This is a genomic window from Thalassotalea sp. PS06 (genome assembly GCF_007197775.1).
Taxonomy (GTDB): domain Bacteria; phylum Pseudomonadota; class Gammaproteobacteria; order Enterobacterales; family Alteromonadaceae; genus Thalassotalea_A.
Map to the genome: position 1 here is coordinate 2,587,771 of NZ_CP041638.1, position 15,058 is coordinate 2,602,828.

Genomic DNA, 15,058 nt, shown 5'->3' on the forward strand with positions numbered 1-15,058 from the left:
GAATTGGGGGGCCGGTTGTTAAACCTGCATAAAATGCAAAATTCAAGATCTGCCCCCAATTTTCATAAAGCGAAATGATGGAACACTAGCTTGAGTTTATTTCAATCTCCTAAATATAATCTGGCAATCAGTTTTATCGCTGGATTACTCATGGTGCTCTCCTATGCACCGTTTTCCCTATGGCCCGTTGCCTGGCTCTGTTTACTGATATTCATCCGACAAATTCACACCGCAACAGGTAATCAAGCCTGGTGGCGTGGATTCAGTTTTGGTTTGGGTTGGTTCGCAGCCGGCATTTCCTGGGTTCATGTCAGCATTGAGCAATTTGGCGGTATGCCACTTGTCGCCTCTTTGCTGTTAATGCTATTGCTTTGTGCTTACCTGGCAATCTTCCCCGGGCTTGCTGCCCGGATAACCGTTGGTTTTAGAAACCTATCGCTTTTTAACAACCATTATCTGCTGTTACTCCCGTTAATCTGGTTCGCCACAGAGTTCTTAAGAGCAAGATTATTAACGGGATTCCCCTGGTTATCTTTGGGTTACAGTCAAATTGATTCACCGTTTATCAGCTTAGTCCCAGTGGTCGGAGAAACGCTGCTCTCCTCCCTCCTCCTGCTCGGATGTGTTGCGCTTTTCTATTTGATTGTCGGTCAAAAACGAATACTCAACGCTTCCTTATTAGCAGGGCTGATTATTGCAACGCTGTTGGCAACAATTCCAACCTGGGTAACCGTATCGGATAAACCTGTCGCCATTGCTATGGTGCAAGGTAATATTGAGCAATCATTGCGATGGGATAAAGACAGAGAAGACATCATTATCAAGCAATACATCGCAGATACAAAAGAGTTATACCAGAACCACGATATCATTATCTGGCCGGAAGCGGCGATCCCCAGGGTGGAGCCATTAGCCCAGCCTTACCTGCAACAAGTTGATGCCTTAGCCGGCGAACACAATGCCGCTTTAATAACCGGTATTATTAGTTTTGAAGTTGATACCAGGAGTTTCTTTAACTCCCTGATAGTTCTAGGTAACAAAAATGGAGATTCCGGACAGGGGGATTACTATTTCCGCAACGCTAATCGCTATAACAAACATCACTTATTGCCGATAGGAGAATTCGTGCCGTTTCAGGCGGTGATGAAGAAAATTGCGCCATTATTTGATTTACCCATGTCTTCCTTTCAGCGTGGCGATTATGTGCAAACCAACCTGGTTGCCGATGGCTTTAACATCGCGCCGCTAATTTGTTTTGAAGTGGCGTTTGCGCAACAAACGGCAGCCAATGTCGATAACTCAACTGACCTGCTATTAACGGTAAGTAATGACGCCTGGTTTGGCGACTCCCATGGTCCTCATCAACACCTGGATATCGCCAGAATGCGTGCCATTGAGTTCGGTCGCCCGATGCTTCGTGCAACCAATAATGGAATTACCGCGGTTATTGATCACAATGGTGATATCGCCGCTTCGATTCCGCAATTTGTACAAACCACGCTGAGCACAGACGTATTTCTTACTCAGGGTGAAACGCCATTTAGCCAGTGGGGCTATTTGATTGAACGCATCCTCGTCAGTCTAATCTTCGCGTTTTTGCTCATTACCGTTTTTTTTACAAAACTGCGAGATAGATTGAACAGGGCTTGAATGTTGTAATACTAATTCCTCTATGTGTATTCCCACTCAATGGAATTGGTATTACGCGCAATGCAAACGGTCGTCTCCCATTCCTAACCTCTGGCTCATGGCAAAATTCGTTGCTAAGATAACATCACATTAACAACCATAAGAAACGCTATGACTTATTCTTTACGTCCCTTTGTTGCCGCGATGACACTATCGGCGCTAACCTCGCTACCAGTGCTGGCACAGACCACCCTTATTAACAATGTAAAAGGTTACACCTTCACCGATGGTGAATTGATGACCTTCAAAGCTTTGCAATTTACCAATGACAAGGTAGATCGTATCTACAAACTTACCGACACCATCGAAGCAAAAGCTGACGTAACCATCATCGACGGTGAAGGTCAGGTGATGTTGCCAGGACTTATCGATGCCCACGGCCACGTGCTTGGTTATGGTCTCAGCTTGATGCGAGTTGATTTAATGGGTTCGCCATCGGAACAGGATTCGGTGCAACGGGTTATCGATTTTGCTAAGAAAAATCCGGATAGCAAATGGATTCAGGGCCGTGGTTGGAATCAGGTGCAATGGCCGAGTAATGAATTCCCTACCGCAAGTAGTCTTGATAAAGCTTTCCCGGATACGCCGGTAGTATTGTCTCGTGTAGATGGCCATGCGCTTTGGGTAAACTCAAAAGCTCTGGAACTCGCCGGTATCAACAGTGAAACCAAAGAAATCGATGGCGGCCAAATTATCCGCGGCGAAAACAATCAACCAACTGGAGTATTGGTCGATAATGCCATGGATTTGGTGTTTGAAAAAATCCCGGCTCTTACTCAGGAAGATATGGAAACCGCGCTGATCAAAAGCATGAAAGATCTCGCCTCTCAAGGCCTTACTTCGGTCCATGACGCAGGTATTCGTGCTGACAACATCACCGCCTATCAAAGCCTGGTAAAAAAGCAGGCGATGCCAATTCGTGTTAACGCTATGGTCGATGTCACCGATCCAGGTTGGAAAGACATTCTGGCGCAGGGTAATCAATTAAGTGACGACAAAATGTTGCAAATTAACAGCGTTAAAATTTCTGCTGATGGTGCCCTGGGAAGTCGCGGTGCAGCTTTGATAGAAGACTATTCGGATATGCCTAATCATCGTGGCTTATTGTTACATGAAAACAAGGCGTTAAATGACATCATCAACCATGCCATGCAATCTGGATTTCAGGTTAATATCCATGCCATCGGTGATAATGCTAACAAGATAGTTCTGGATAATTACCAAACCTCAATCAAACAAACCAAAACCGAAAAACTGCGCCATCGTATCGAGCATGCTCAGGTGCTGCAGATGAGTGATTTTGACCGTTTCGCCGAAATGAATATCATTGCTTCGATGCAGGCGACCCATGCCACCTCTGACAAAAACATGGCGGAAGATCGCCTCGGTTCTGAGCGTATTAAAGGCGCCTATGCCTGGAAAACCTTGCTCGATAAAGAGGTCATTATCGCCGCCGGTTCTGATTTTCCGGTAGAATCTCCGAACCCATTCTTTGGCTTGCATGCATCATTAACCCGTCAGGATAAGGAAAATATGCCCAAAGGCGGCTGGTATCCAGAACAGGCGATGACGATGTCACAGGCTTTCAAAAGCTTCACCTTAGATGCGGCTTATGCGGGACATCAGGAAACCTACCTGGGCTCACTGGAACCAGAAAAACAAGCCGATTTCATTTTGGTCGATCAGGATATCTTTGCCATTTCCAAACAAAAAATCTGGAAAACCAAGGTTAATGAGACCTGGGTGGCGGGTAAAAAAGTCGAATTTTAACTTCTAGCCCCAGCGTAAAAACGTTAACATAACAATAACAAAGGTTAGATAAGGAATAGCCCCTAGCAATGAAACATTTATTAATAACATTAGGACTTGTCACGTCCTTCACTGTCACGGCAAATACAGCTCCGTCTGCTGGTTCAACCGCAACGACAATGCCGGGCACTGCAACCACCAATGTGGTCACCGCCAGTGGCAAGCCTATCACCTTACTGGGTGAACCAATCAATGTCGGCGATGATGCACCGCAATTCTCCGTGGTTAACGAGAGATTTGAGAAAGTTTCGTTAAGCGATTTTGCCGACAAAACGGTAATGATTTCCGTGGTTCCAAGTTTAGATACTGGCGTTTGTTCAACTCAGACTAAACGATTCAATAATGAGGTAGGTGGTTTACCAAGCGATGTGGTTCTATTGACCATTTCCAATGATTTACCATTTGCGCAAAAACGCTTTTGCACTCAAGAGAAAGTGAACAAAATCATGGTGTTATCCGATTCCGTATGGCGTGATTTTGGTAATAAATACGGGCTACTTATCAAAGATATGGGGCTTCTTACACGCGCCATTTTGATCATCGATAAGAATGGTAAAGTCGCTTATAAAGAGCTGGTCAAAGATATCTCAAAAGAGCCAGACTACGATACCGCGTTAATGATGGTGAAGTAACACCAAGAAGTGAACAGAATGCAGATGGCAGACAGCGGACATCTTGGCAAGTAGGCTTTAATTTAGACGGAAGACTGCGGTTATCTTGACAAGTTTGCTTTTTCTGATTTCTGCTGTCTGTGCACTGTGCACTTCAAGATTTTGACCGAGAATCAAAATCTCGGGACGACAGATGGCAGACTACGGATATCTTGGCAAGTATGCTCTTTCTGAATTCTGCCCTCTGTGCACTGTAGTCTTTGCCTTGTTATTGCCCAAATCGTTTTGCGGTCTGCAGATAATCCAGTTCTTCTGAGGACGACACCCGGTTAAGTACGGTATTGCGATGGGGAAAGCGGCCAAATTTCTCGATAATATCCGCATGTTGTTTGGCAAAATCTAACGCGTTTTGAATAACATCCAGATGCTGAGGCTGAAAATACTCGTCTTCTAATTCATTGAACTTGATGAGACAAAGGTTTTGCATCGCCAATGATTCACAGTGCTCCAGCGGATGATAATAAAAGCATTTCTCAATCAGACACAGCGACTGGTCATAGCCTCTGTCTATTCCTTCCAGACAATAGTTAAGGGCAAGATTATCGAAAGCAAATGCTTTCGCGGTTCCTCGGTATATATTGCGAGACATTTGATCGAGTAAAATGATTAACGCCAAAGAGCCTCTTGGTTGTAGTTGCCATTCATCAAATTGACCAGATGCTGCCTGTTCAAGCAAGGTTTCAAATTTAACCTTTATCTCTTTGTCCTGCTCAGGCGTTGCCGCATACCAAAGTTTTCCCTGGTCACCTGAGGCCAATTCGTCTTTAATTTTACCAAACCAAAAATTTAGAACAGATTCAATACCTTGCAATTCTCAACAACCTCTTTTGTGATTTCTCGATAAAAAAATTTAAAAAAATTCAATGAATCCCTTGAATCGATTTTTCTCTGCCCCATATAAATAACTGTAGTCGCCATAATGGGTCTACATATAAACCGCCTGTTCTTTATGAAAGGCACATCAAATTAACATATTGCTATAAATAGGATATGACTATGCGTACTATTTCTACAGATTTTGCTCCACTATATCGTTCTTTCATCGGTGCTGAGCACTTAGCCTCCTTAATGGACAAAGCTACTCGAGCTGAAAAACAGCCTGCTTATCCACCATACAACATCGAATCTATCGCCGATGATAAATACCGCATCTCAATGGCCGTTGCCGGTTTTGTTGAATCTGAGTTGGATATTGAATCCAAAGAAAACTCATTAACGATCACTGGTACCAAACAAGCCAATGAAGACGATGCCAAGCGAAATTTTTTATATCAGGGCATTGCTGAGCGCAATTTCGAGCGTAAATTCCAGTTAGCAGATCACGTTAAAGTCGTTTCTGCGCACATGGAAAATGGCCTGTTGCACATTGACCTGGAACGTGAAATTCCGGAAGCGCTGAAACCTCGCAAGATTGCCATTAACGGCAAAAGCTTGTTAGAAGGTAAAACCAGCTAACTCAAAAACGACGAATTTTCTCCCTTAAGTTTCTGTCGTTGAAAAGGCCCGCAATGCGGGTCTTTTCTTTTTCGTTATCCCCTGAATAACAAGATCAAATATAACGATTGCAATTTACCAGTAAAAAGACCTATATTAATTAGATAGTTAGAGTGAAGGCGATTACGTTAAATTACAAAATAATCATTTTATCCTGCCTTTATTGCTGACATACTATCCACAGTAATGCCCCCCATTAGCTTACGAGTTCGATTAAAAATAAACTCTTAAACTGAGAATCATTAACAATAATAAAGCGATTGTATTATGTCTTCTTCGATCTGGGGCAAGTTAGCTCTTATCTGTTTCGGCTACCTGTTAACAGGCGGCTTTATCTGGCTCCACCTTCATTCAGATCCACAATTTTACGCTGATTTGGAAGCCACAAGAATTGGCATTTTCCTGCTACTTTTACCAATATTGGTAAAGTACTTAATCCAATTGTTTGCATTACCACTGTATTTCTTCCGTCAATTAAAAATCGATAAAGAAGCCAAAAGCGCTAATCCATTGGGTGTATCGGTTCTGATCCCCGCATATAACGAAGCCAAAGGCATCATTGGCACAATAGAGTCCGTGGTCAGCAACCAATACCCAGATTTACAAATCATCGTTATTAACGATGGTTCAACAGACGAAACCGAAGAATTAGTTGAAAATTACCTGACAAAGTTTTCTTCAAGACGATTTTTAAAATCTCAATTTAAACCTGAAATCAAATATTTATCTCTGACTAATGGAGGTAAGGCACGAGCTTTAAATAAAGGTTTAAGGCTGGCAACAAAAGACATCGTAATGACCATTGATGGCGATTGTTTAATGGCACCAGATGCGATTAAAAATACCGTCAAACAATTTAATTCTCCGAAAGTTGGCGCGGTTGCAGGCAATGTGGTTATCGGCAACAAACGTAAACTCATTAGCATGGTTCAACAGCTCGAATACCTATGCGGTTTCTTCTTCCGCCGTGCCGACTCGGTATTCAATTCTGTATTTATTATCGGCGGTGCGGCGGCCAGCTACCGTCGTGATATTCTTACTCGCCTTGGCGGTTTCGACACAGATATCATTACCGAAGATATCGAAATTTCATTGCGAATTTTGTCACTTGGTTTCCAAACGCGATATGCAGCCGATGCATTGACCTACACGGAAGCGCCATCGGATTTTAAAGGCTGGTGTAATCAAAGACTAAGATGGAAATTTGGCCGCTTTCAAACCTTGATGAGATATCGTGATATGTTTTTTAGCAATAGCAAAAAGCACCATAAATATCTGACATTACTTACATTACCAATCGCTGTGTATGGTGAATTCATTCTGTTGATTGAAGCGTTTCTTATCACCGCTTTTTTCGGTTACAGCATATACAGCGACAATTATGCGCCGCTGATGCTCCTTATTGGCCTGATCACCTTTATGACCTATATCCAGCTGCTTTGCCACCACGATCGCAAGCACTTCCTTAATTTGTGGCTTTTCGCACCAATAGCCTGGATTTTGTATTATCTGGTTGATGTTATCGAGTTTCAGGCACTTTATCGCAGCTTAAAACGTCTTCTGCAAGGCAAAGGTTTGCAATGGCAGCGTTGGGTTCGTGAAGGGGTCAACAGTTAAGTATCGAGGCTTTCGCCTCGATACTGTTGCAGAGGTAAATAGCGTAGCTGGATAAAATGCAGTTCATTCATGCACAGCAAGGTTCAGCTCTGCTGTTACAGTACACATATCCTTTTATGCCAATAAGTTTGTGATCAAACCCTACCTGCCATGCGTATTCTTTTATGAGTTTCAAACTACAATTGCACAGGTAAACAGGAGGCAGATTATGCCCACCTACAAACGTCTCGGATACGCAGGGCTGCTACCCTTTGTTTTTGGGGTCGGCCTCTATGCATTCGATACCAGTATTTTTAATCTTACCGGCGACACATTATTCGTACTCTACAGCGCAGTCATTTTGAGTTTTCTGGCCGGTACACTTTGGGCCAATAGCCTCAAAAACAATGGTGAGGCGGTCTACGACAAAGAGCTCATTACATCCAACGTCATCTCCTTGATTGCTTTCGTCTGTCTGTTAATGAATTCGACCCTGATCGCCGTTACCTTGTTGCTTATCGCATACCTGCTTATCTTTAAACACGAAGCGACACTTGAAAACTACGCTGAGATTTACCCTGACTACTTTTCGATGCGTAAATTGCTGACCCTAATAGTTAGTGCATTACACTTGTTATTAGCCGGCCTGATTTTGTTCCCTCATTTCGGTCAAGGAGCTTAGGATGAAGTTGAAAATTTTCTACGATGGGCAATGTCCATTGTGCTTGCAGGAAATGCGGTCATTGCAGCGTAAGAATGTCGATAACCTCATTTATTTTGTCGATATCAACCGAGTCGATTTTAACGAGCGTTATCCCCACATTGATTTAGAGAAAGCTAAGGCTATCCTGCACGGCGAAGATGATAGGGGGGAGATATTACTTGGATTAGACGTCACCTACCGTGCCTGGACACTGGTTGGTGAGAAGTGGCGCGTTGCCCCACTACGGTGGCCTTTAGTCGACAAAGCCGCCGATAAAGCCTACTTGGTATTTGCGAAGAACCGCTTTAAAATTTCCCGATGGTTAACTGGTCAGGAACGGTTAAATTGCGATCAATGTGCTGATCTGAACAAAAGGCCATGAACAGGGCTCTTTCGCCAGCTGTTATCCGGGTAACCCATGACGAATGCATTAATCATTGGCGCCAATAGCGCCATCGCTCACGCTATTGCAGAGCAAATTCTGGAGCAACCGGGAAACCATGCATTATTGCGAGTTTCTCGCTCTTCCCTGCCTGAGATTCCTCAAACTCAATCAGGGGCATCCACGGTGTCCGACTGGCAATCGGATTATTCAGAACAGAGCATTGAAGCGATTTGCTCAAACATTGTAGCGACCGGGATGCACATCGACGCTGTATTCATTTGCAATGGTGTTTTGCATGGCAATTTCGTCAACCAAGGTTCACACACTGATTTTTTCCCGGAAAAAAAACTTGAGGATGTGTCCCCTGCGGCCTTAAGTCATGTGCTCCAGAGCAACGCCATGCTTCCCTTACTTTGGCTGCAAAACCTGATCCCTTTATTCGCCACCAACCACCCCTGCAAAGTCGTGTGTTTTAGCGCCAGGGTCGGTAGCATCAACGACAACCGCCTTGGCGGCTGGTACAGTTACCGCGCCTCTAAGGCCGCACTGAATATGCTTTTGAAAACCGTTTCGGTTGAATTTTCGCGGCGGTTTAAAAAGGTCAAACTCATCGCCTTTCACCCCGGAACAACGGATACCCACCTGTCCAAACCTTTCCAGGCCAATGTACCTGCGGGCAAACTCTTCACCCCGAAATTTGTCGCATCGCAACTTTTAGATATTGTTCAATCCGTCGATTTTGATGGTCAGCTTAGTTACCTCGATTGGAATAATAACCCTATCGAGTTTTGACCACCGATTTCGCATACATTTCAAACAGCTACCGCCCTTGCACATCGGCTAACACAGGGATTGCTATAGTTCAAAACGCAACAAATGAATTGTTGATACATCATTATGGCAATAGGATAAAAGCAGCTAGCAGTTGGTTACAGACATATTAATTGGCGATTACGATACCAGCTCGCCGGAATGGTAAAAAGCCAAGAAAATCTTCAAGATTCTTGGCGATAACGTTGAAACCGTAACCCGATGATTGCTTGATGGTGCCTTAAGCGCCAGCAAATCCGGAAGCAAGGTTATGAGTTTACCGGTGACAAAAGTTTCAGTCGCTTGTTAACCGCTGCTTTTAATAAACGGGATTTATTTGCCGATATCGAAGGCGTCTAATCGACTGAAAGTACCAGCTTACCGATATTGGCATTATTGGCCATTTTTTCATGGGCCTGATTTGCTTGCTGCCAGGAATAAACGCTATCGATTATTGGCGTTAATGAACCATCGGCAATAGCCTTACCAAAATCCTGCTCAAACCGGCCTACCAACTCGGCTTTATAATCATCGCTGCGATTACGCAGCGTTGATGCAAACAAACTTATCCGCTTACCAAGCATCTTCGCCATATCAAAGTCCTGACTAAAACGTCCGCCAAGAATTGCCAAAATAACAATACGACAATCAAGTGCTGCCACATTGATGTTTTTAGCGACATACTCGCCGGCCACCACATCAACTATGACATCAAACTGATAACGATTTTCCTTTGCCCAGGCAGCAAAATCCTGTTGTTTGTAATTAATGGCGATATCCGCGCCAAGGGCTTTACACGCCTGTGCTTTATCATCACTGCCCACGGTGGTTGCAACAAAGCAACCTTTCGCTTTAGCCAGTTGAATCGCTGCACAACCCACACCTGAAGCGCCGGCATGTATCAATACTTTCTCACCTTCTTGGAGGTTGGCGATGGCGAACAGGCTCTGATAGGCGGTTAGAAAGGTTTCCGCAATCGCAGCACCTTGGGTTGGGGTTTTGTTTTCGGGCAGCGCCATCAGATGTGACGCTTTCACCTTCACAAATTCGGCATAACCGCCGCCCGGAACCAATGCATAAACCGATTGCCCTGCCTGCCAGTTTTCAACATGACTTCCAATTTGTGCCAAGGTGCCAGATACTTCAATCCCGAGAATCTCCGACTCCCCTTTCGGTGCTGGATATTTGCCAGCTTTTTGCAGTAAATCCGCACGATTTATGCCAATTGCCAGAACCTGGATCAGACACTCATCGTCATCGATAACGGGTTGCTCTGTTTCTGAAAAAGTAAGTTGCTGTGTTTCATCGACCGCTAAATAACGCATCTATCTCTCTCTGTATGCACGAAATTCCAATGTGGCATCCATAATAGCGGATTGTTGGCCCTGATGGCTAATGGACGCAACACCATTGCGTAAACCAGACCCTAAGCCACCAAACTGACGATGAGCGCAAGGCTCGAGGGGGAGAGAGCACCCCCTTTGTCGTTCCCCATATTAACTCCGTTTCATTTCAAGGGTGCTTTCAAGTGAACTACCCAGCGACCAAAGACCGCTGGATTTTATCGCTAGAGAATCGATAAATTTAACGTGCTGTCGATATTTCACCGACTATTCTTCAATATTTCAATTATTCAGCATCGCTAATTTTTTCCTTATTCTTGCCAGCGCCGTTGCTTCTATTTGTCTAATTCGTTCTTGGGAAACGCCATATTTTTCAGAAAAATATTTTTGCGTTAATTTTTCTTTTGCTAACCATCTGTTTTCAATAATATCCCTTGAGCGCTCATCTAGCTCTTCTATAAGTAATTTGGCTTGCTTGAATACTTTTATATTAAAATCTTGCTGTATTAATTTTGCTGCAAAAGGTTCGGACTTATCTTCTAGAATGATATCTGAATGTACGTGTTCATCACCTTCGCCTTTCACTGACGAATTGAGGTAAAAGTCTGAATGTGAGAGTTGCACTTCCATGTCAGCAACATCGCCTTCAGAGACTTGCAATTGCTCAGCAATTTCATTTTTTTCTTTGTAAGTTAACCAATGTGTGCTCGACTTTAGTTTACGTAAGTTAAAAAATAGCTTTCGTTTTGCCTTAGTTGTGGTCGCTTTTACTAAACGCCAGTTCCTTATGACATATTCTTGAATTTCTGCTTTAATGTAATGCACAGCAAAGCTAGACAACCTCACGCCAAAGTCTAAATTGAATTTTTTTACCGACTTCATCAAACCTATGGTGCCCTCTTGAACCAGGTCATCCAAAGGTAGTCCGTAGCCTTTGTAGCTTTGAGCAATATAAGCAACAAGCCTTAAATGTGAGAGGATAAGCCTTTGTGCGGCCTCTAAATCATTTCGTTGCTGGTAGTCTTCAAACAATGCCCTTTCTTGCTGTTCATCGACGACGGGTTGACGGTTTACAAAGGATAAATACGCTTCGAAGCTGCCCGTACTTTGTAGCACAGGTGTTAGATCAGTTGTCATGCCGGCCTCCTTGCTTGTTCGAGTTATCTGTTAGCACAGAGCTAAGAAAACGCGGATTAAACTGTTTGTGCCAAGGCATTAACATACTGAGATCTCGATGTAATTTTTTCTCAAACTGAGATTTGGGTTGAAAAACCTGGTTTTTACCATCGCTCTTCACGCTTGTCTTTGCCTGGAAGTTGGTACTTTCTTTACTTTCGGTAACGATAGAAAAAGCCGATAGCCCGATACTAACCGTAATGACTAGTGAAATAATTAGTGCTTTAATGGTCTGTGTGTAAATTGAAGTCATGATATATCCTCACTATAAGCAATATAAAATAAGTTCAAAATAACGTGCTTGTGTAGACTTAAATTGCCTAAGCCACGAATTGAATTTCTGCTATTTTTTTGTTTTCCGTTGAACCCTTTTAAATCAGCAGCATAGTCTAAATGCTCGGCAACAGTCATATCAGGATAAAGGGGCAGACTTTCTGGTAAATAGCCTAAGTGTTGTTGCAGTAATTCGGCATTTTTCCCAAGCGAAATGCCGTCGAGGGAAACGTCTCCGTCGTCAGCTTCTAAATAGCCACTGACTATTTTCATAATGGTGGTTTTACCCGCTCCGTTATGTCCTAAAAGACCAATAATCTCGCCTTTTTTAATTGAAAAACTCACATCATCTACAGTGATAAAACTGCCATAGCTGCGAGTCAAATGTCTCACATCAAGCATGGTAGTCCCCACGTTTACTGAATGTTAGTTTTTATGGTGATTAAACGTTGCGTTGCATTAATTGCACATGCACCCTTGAACGGTACGTTTGAAAGGTTCGAAAAATACATTGTTAAATGTCTCCATGGTTGCAGGGAAAATTCCCGAAAACAAAGTACAAAACGAGTTCGATTTTTTGATATGGGCAAAATTTACTGATTCAAGTTATTTGTCCTTATTTTTTGATCCTATAAACAACACGACTATGATTGGTGCATTAATGGGGGCGATAAATTGGGGGGAATAAATCCCCCCAAACAACGCCCTAAGCCGCTTTATCAGCCTTTGTTACTTTTTCACCATCAGCTTTATGTTCAATCGCTTGCGCTTTTGTGTTAATCGCAATTGACTTTGGTTTCATCGCCTCAGGGATCTCTTTCACTAAATCTATGGTTAATAGACCGTTGGAAAGATCAGCATGAGTAACTTCGACATAATCAGCTAAGTTGAATTTACGCTCAAAGGTTCGATTGGCAATACCGTGGTAAAGATATTCACGTTCATCCTTACTACGTTGACTGCCACGCACCGTAAGTACGCCTTTTTCAACCTGTATATCAAGCTCATCATGTGAAAAGCCTGCTACCGCAAGGGTTATTGCATAACGATTATCATCGATAATTTCGATATTGTAAGGAGGGTAACCGCTTGGCGTTGCATCCGATGTTAATGCGCTATCAAGCAATGACGCTAAACGGTCAAAACCGATACTACTGCGGTATAATGGGGTTAAATCAACTGAGTTCATAATATATCCTCCGATTGAAGCAACATACAATAAAAACAATTAACGTGGCCTGGTTTCTTTACAAGACAACGTGCCACAATTATTTATTTGGGGATAAAAATGAAAAACCCAAGAGGATTTTGTTAATTATTTGGTAGGAGAAAGTCTATCATTCGCTTTTCGGCCGCTAGCCGCTCAGCTAACTTATCGGAAAGTAAGGACCAGCACAAAGCTTCGCAACGTCACTATTGTGAAACCTTCCAGACTCTGAATGTCCGGCCTTTGAGTTTTCCTGTTTCTAACTTTTTTAACGCATCGTTGGCGACAGACTTTTGAACCGCAACATAGGCGCAAAAATCAAATACATTGATTTTCCCTACCGCTTGTCCGTTGATACCACCTTTGCCGGTCAACGCTCCTAAAATATCTCCAGGGCGAACTTTTTGTTTTTTCCCGCCGTCAATTCTCAGCGTTACCATTGTTGGTTTATAGACTGGTTGCGATGCATTCAGTGCTGGTAATTCAGAATCCGTTATGGTGATATTTTGATACTCTTCAATGCTGATTAGCTTCTGTGCGTCTCGGTCTAAATAAAGGCTACACGCATAACCTTGCTCACCAGCACGACCAGTTCGTCCTGCACGGTGTACGTGGGTGTCCGGATCATGAGCGATATCGTAGTTTATTACCGCATCGAGCTTATCTACGTCCAACCCGCGGGCAGCCACATCGGTGGCGACTAAAATGGAAACACTTTTATTGGCAAAACGGACTAAAGTTTGTTCGCGCTGCTTTTGTTCTAAATCTCCATTTAATACCAGCGAGGAAAAGCCGAAATCAGCAAGGTAATCCGCTACTTCAAAGCTCGCTTGCTTAGTATTGCAAAATATAACGCAGGACTCGGGCTTACGTTCGAGTAACAAAGCTTTGGTTATTTCGAGCTTGTGCTGTTGATTATCCGCACGGTAGAAATATTGGCTTATTGAACTGTGATTTTCACTGCCGTCTACTTTTACCATCACAGGTTCTTTCAGTATTTTACTTGCAACACTCTGAATTTGTTCGGGAAACGTAGCACTGAACAATAAACTTTGACGACTAACAGGCGCTGCTGCAACCAATGCATCAATCGCGGGCTGAAACCCCATATCAAGCATTTTATCTGCTTCATCCAGAACCAGGGTATTTAATTCCTCGAGACTGATTCGGCCTCTTTCTAAGTGATCTAAAATTCGTCCCGGTGTTCCGACGATAATATGAGCACCATGCTCCAAAGAGCCAATTTGTGGGCCCATGGGTACGCCGCCACATAAGGTCAATACTTTAATGTTGTGAATGCCACGGGCGAGTTTTCTGACTTCTTTAGCGACTTGATCGGCAAGTTCTCGTGTTGGGCATAACACCATTGCCTGAATACGAAATCGTTTCACTCGCAAATTTTGCAGCAACCCCAATCCGAAAGCCGCTGTCTTTCCGGAACCGGTTTTCGCTTGTGCGATGACATCTTTGCCATTTAACACCTGAGGCAGACTTTTTGCCTGAACGGGTGTCATTTGCTCATAACCCAGGGTCGCTAAATTTGACATTAATTCTGGCTTTAGGGAGAGCTGTGAGAAACAAGAGTTATCGGGCATCGATGAAGTTGAATTAGACAAAATAGCGCCTTAAAAAAGATGAGTAAAAATACCGTTTCATTATATACGATAGCACCCCTCTTAAATATGTGATCTAGTCAGAATTGCCTCGCGGGCATTTCTGCATGGGCAAATATGAAGAAACGAGCTATTTAATTGACCCAGTCATAATATTCGATTCAATAAATTGAAAAATTTACCTTTTCAAATATATGCTGAGTGATCAGTCATTCATGTGGATTGATTTAACTATGCAGCGTTAAATTGGATAGGCTATTGATTGATAGCTACTATGTTGCAATGAACG

General features: G+C 43.2%; 15 protein-coding genes. 8 read left to right on the top strand and 7 right to left on the bottom strand.

Going from position 1 to position 15,058, the window contains the following annotated elements:
- Positions 1-90 precede the first annotated feature (90 nt).
- The 3 genes from lnt (at position 91) to tpx (ending at position 4,130) form a co-directional block, all read left to right on the top strand.
- Positions 91-1,650 carry an apolipoprotein N-acyltransferase gene (lnt, locus tag FNC98_RS11460; RefSeq protein WP_143581362.1) on the top strand — a complete coding sequence of 520 codons (1,560 nt, stop codon included), beginning with the start codon at positions 91-93 and terminating at the stop codon, positions 1,648-1,650.
- Positions 1,651-1,800: 150 nt separating this feature from the next.
- Entirely contained in the window at positions 1,801-3,459 is a 1,659-nt protein-coding gene (locus FNC98_RS11465) for an amidohydrolase (protein WP_143581363.1), read from the top strand.
- Between the two features lie 68 nt (positions 3,460-3,527).
- Positions 3,528-4,130, top strand: a complete 603-nt coding sequence (gene tpx / locus FNC98_RS11470) for a thiol peroxidase (protein ID WP_143581364.1) — start codon at positions 3,528-3,530, stop codon at positions 4,128-4,130.
- Positions 4,131-4,377: 247 nt separating this feature from the next.
- Here tpx and FNC98_RS11475 read toward each other — a convergent pair whose 3' ends face one another.
- On the bottom strand, positions 4,378-4,980 hold the full coding sequence (locus FNC98_RS11475; RefSeq protein ID WP_143581365.1) for a DUF924 family protein: 603 nt from the start codon (positions 4,978-4,980) through the stop codon (positions 4,378-4,380).
- 185 nt (positions 4,981-5,165) lie between these two features.
- Here FNC98_RS11475 and FNC98_RS11480 point away from each other — a divergent pair, with 185 nt between their 5' ends.
- From FNC98_RS11480 to FNC98_RS11500, 5 genes are all read left to right on the top strand, one after another.
- Complete coding sequence (locus FNC98_RS11480; RefSeq protein WP_143581366.1) at positions 5,166-5,624, top strand: Hsp20 family protein; 459 nt, start codon at positions 5,166-5,168, stop codon at positions 5,622-5,624.
- Between the two features lie 306 nt (positions 5,625-5,930).
- Positions 5,931-7,280, top strand: coding sequence for a glycosyltransferase (locus FNC98_RS11485; RefSeq protein ID WP_143581367.1), 1,350 nt, complete (start codon positions 5,931-5,933; stop codon positions 7,278-7,280).
- 208 nt (positions 7,281-7,488) lie between these two features.
- The gene (locus FNC98_RS11490) at positions 7,489-7,941 is read left to right on the top strand and encodes a DUF3429 domain-containing protein (RefSeq protein ID WP_143581369.1); all 453 of its coding nucleotides are present in this window, start codon (positions 7,489-7,491) and stop codon (positions 7,939-7,941) included.
- Position 7,942: 1 nt separating this feature from the next.
- A complete protein-coding gene (locus FNC98_RS11495; RefSeq protein ID WP_143581370.1) occupies positions 7,943-8,344 on the top strand; it encodes a thiol-disulfide oxidoreductase DCC family protein in 402 nt (133 codons plus the stop codon).
- A gap of 36 nt (positions 8,345-8,380) precedes the next feature.
- Complete coding sequence (locus FNC98_RS11500) at positions 8,381-9,139, top strand: SDR family NAD(P)-dependent oxidoreductase (RefSeq protein ID WP_143581371.1); 759 nt, start codon at positions 8,381-8,383, stop codon at positions 9,137-9,139.
- Between the two features lie 374 nt (positions 9,140-9,513).
- Here FNC98_RS11500 and FNC98_RS11505 read toward each other — a convergent pair whose 3' ends face one another.
- The 6 genes from FNC98_RS11505 to dbpA all read right to left on the bottom strand — a co-directional run bounded on the left by FNC98_RS11505 (position 9,514) and on the right by dbpA (position 14,751).
- Positions 9,514-10,482 (bottom strand): NAD(P)H-quinone oxidoreductase, encoded by a 969-nt coding sequence (locus tag FNC98_RS11505; RefSeq protein WP_143581372.1) that lies wholly within the window; start codon positions 10,480-10,482, stop codon positions 9,514-9,516.
- A gap of 300 nt (positions 10,483-10,782) precedes the next feature.
- Positions 10,783-11,637 (bottom strand): RNA polymerase factor sigma-32, encoded by an 855-nt coding sequence (locus FNC98_RS11510; protein WP_143581374.1) that lies wholly within the window; start codon positions 11,635-11,637, stop codon positions 10,783-10,785.
- Positions 11,627-11,929: a hypothetical protein gene (locus FNC98_RS11515; RefSeq protein WP_143581375.1), complete on the bottom strand. Its 303-nt coding sequence runs from the start codon at positions 11,927-11,929 to the stop codon at positions 11,627-11,629. Before FNC98_RS11515 ends, FNC98_RS11510 begins: the two co-directional genes overlap by 11 nt.
- Entirely contained in the window at positions 11,926-12,351 is a 426-nt protein-coding gene (locus FNC98_RS11520; protein WP_143581376.1) for an ATP-binding cassette domain-containing protein, read from the bottom strand. The genes FNC98_RS11515 and FNC98_RS11520 overlap by 4 nt, the downstream gene beginning before the upstream one ends.
- Positions 12,352-12,655: 304 nt before the next feature.
- Complete coding sequence (locus tag FNC98_RS11525) at positions 12,656-13,138, bottom strand: Hsp20 family protein (protein ID WP_143581377.1); 483 nt, start codon at positions 13,136-13,138, stop codon at positions 12,656-12,658.
- 224 nt (positions 13,139-13,362) lie between these two features.
- Positions 13,363-14,751 (bottom strand): ATP-dependent RNA helicase DbpA, encoded by a 1,389-nt coding sequence (gene dbpA / locus FNC98_RS11530; protein ID WP_144035543.1) that lies wholly within the window; start codon positions 14,749-14,751, stop codon positions 13,363-13,365.
- Positions 14,752-15,058: the final 307 nt, after the last annotated feature.

What these genes read in the sequence shown, in the direction of transcription:
- FNC98_RS11495 (WP_143581370.1), top strand. Translation starts at nt 7,943, where the DNA reads ATGAAGTTGAAAATTTTCTACGATGGGCAATGTCCATTGTGCTTGCAG.
- FNC98_RS11525 (WP_143581377.1), bottom strand. Translation starts at nt 13,138, where the DNA reads ATGAACTCAGTTGATTTAACCCCATTATACCGCAGTAGTATCGGTTTT.
- FNC98_RS11500 (WP_143581371.1), top strand. Translation starts at nt 8,381, where the DNA reads ATGACGAATGCATTAATCATTGGCGCCAATAGCGCCATCGCTCACGCT.
- FNC98_RS11515 (WP_143581375.1), bottom strand. Translation starts at nt 11,929, where the DNA reads ATGACTTCAATTTACACACAGACCATTAAAGCACTAATTATTTCACTA.
- FNC98_RS11505 (WP_143581372.1), bottom strand. Translation starts at nt 10,482, where the DNA reads ATGCGTTATTTAGCGGTCGATGAAACACAGCAACTTACTTTTTCAGAA.
- dbpA (WP_144035543.1), bottom strand. Translation starts at nt 14,751, where the DNA reads ATGCCCGATAACTCTTGTTTCTCACAGCTCTCCCTAAAGCCAGAATTA.
- FNC98_RS11490 (WP_143581369.1), top strand. Translation starts at nt 7,489, where the DNA reads ATGCCCACCTACAAACGTCTCGGATACGCAGGGCTGCTACCCTTTGTT.
- FNC98_RS11510 (WP_143581374.1), bottom strand. Translation starts at nt 11,637, where the DNA reads ATGACAACTGATCTAACACCTGTGCTACAAAGTACGGGCAGCTTCGAA.
- FNC98_RS11465 (WP_143581363.1), top strand. Translation starts at nt 1,801, where the DNA reads ATGACTTATTCTTTACGTCCCTTTGTTGCCGCGATGACACTATCGGCG.
- FNC98_RS11485 (WP_143581367.1), top strand. Translation starts at nt 5,931, where the DNA reads ATGTCTTCTTCGATCTGGGGCAAGTTAGCTCTTATCTGTTTCGGCTAC.
- FNC98_RS11480 (WP_143581366.1), top strand. Translation starts at nt 5,166, where the DNA reads ATGCGTACTATTTCTACAGATTTTGCTCCACTATATCGTTCTTTCATC.
- FNC98_RS11520 (WP_143581376.1), bottom strand. Translation starts at nt 12,351, where the DNA reads ATGCTTGATGTGAGACATTTGACTCGCAGCTATGGCAGTTTTATCACT.
- tpx (WP_143581364.1), top strand. Translation starts at nt 3,528, where the DNA reads ATGAAACATTTATTAATAACATTAGGACTTGTCACGTCCTTCACTGTC.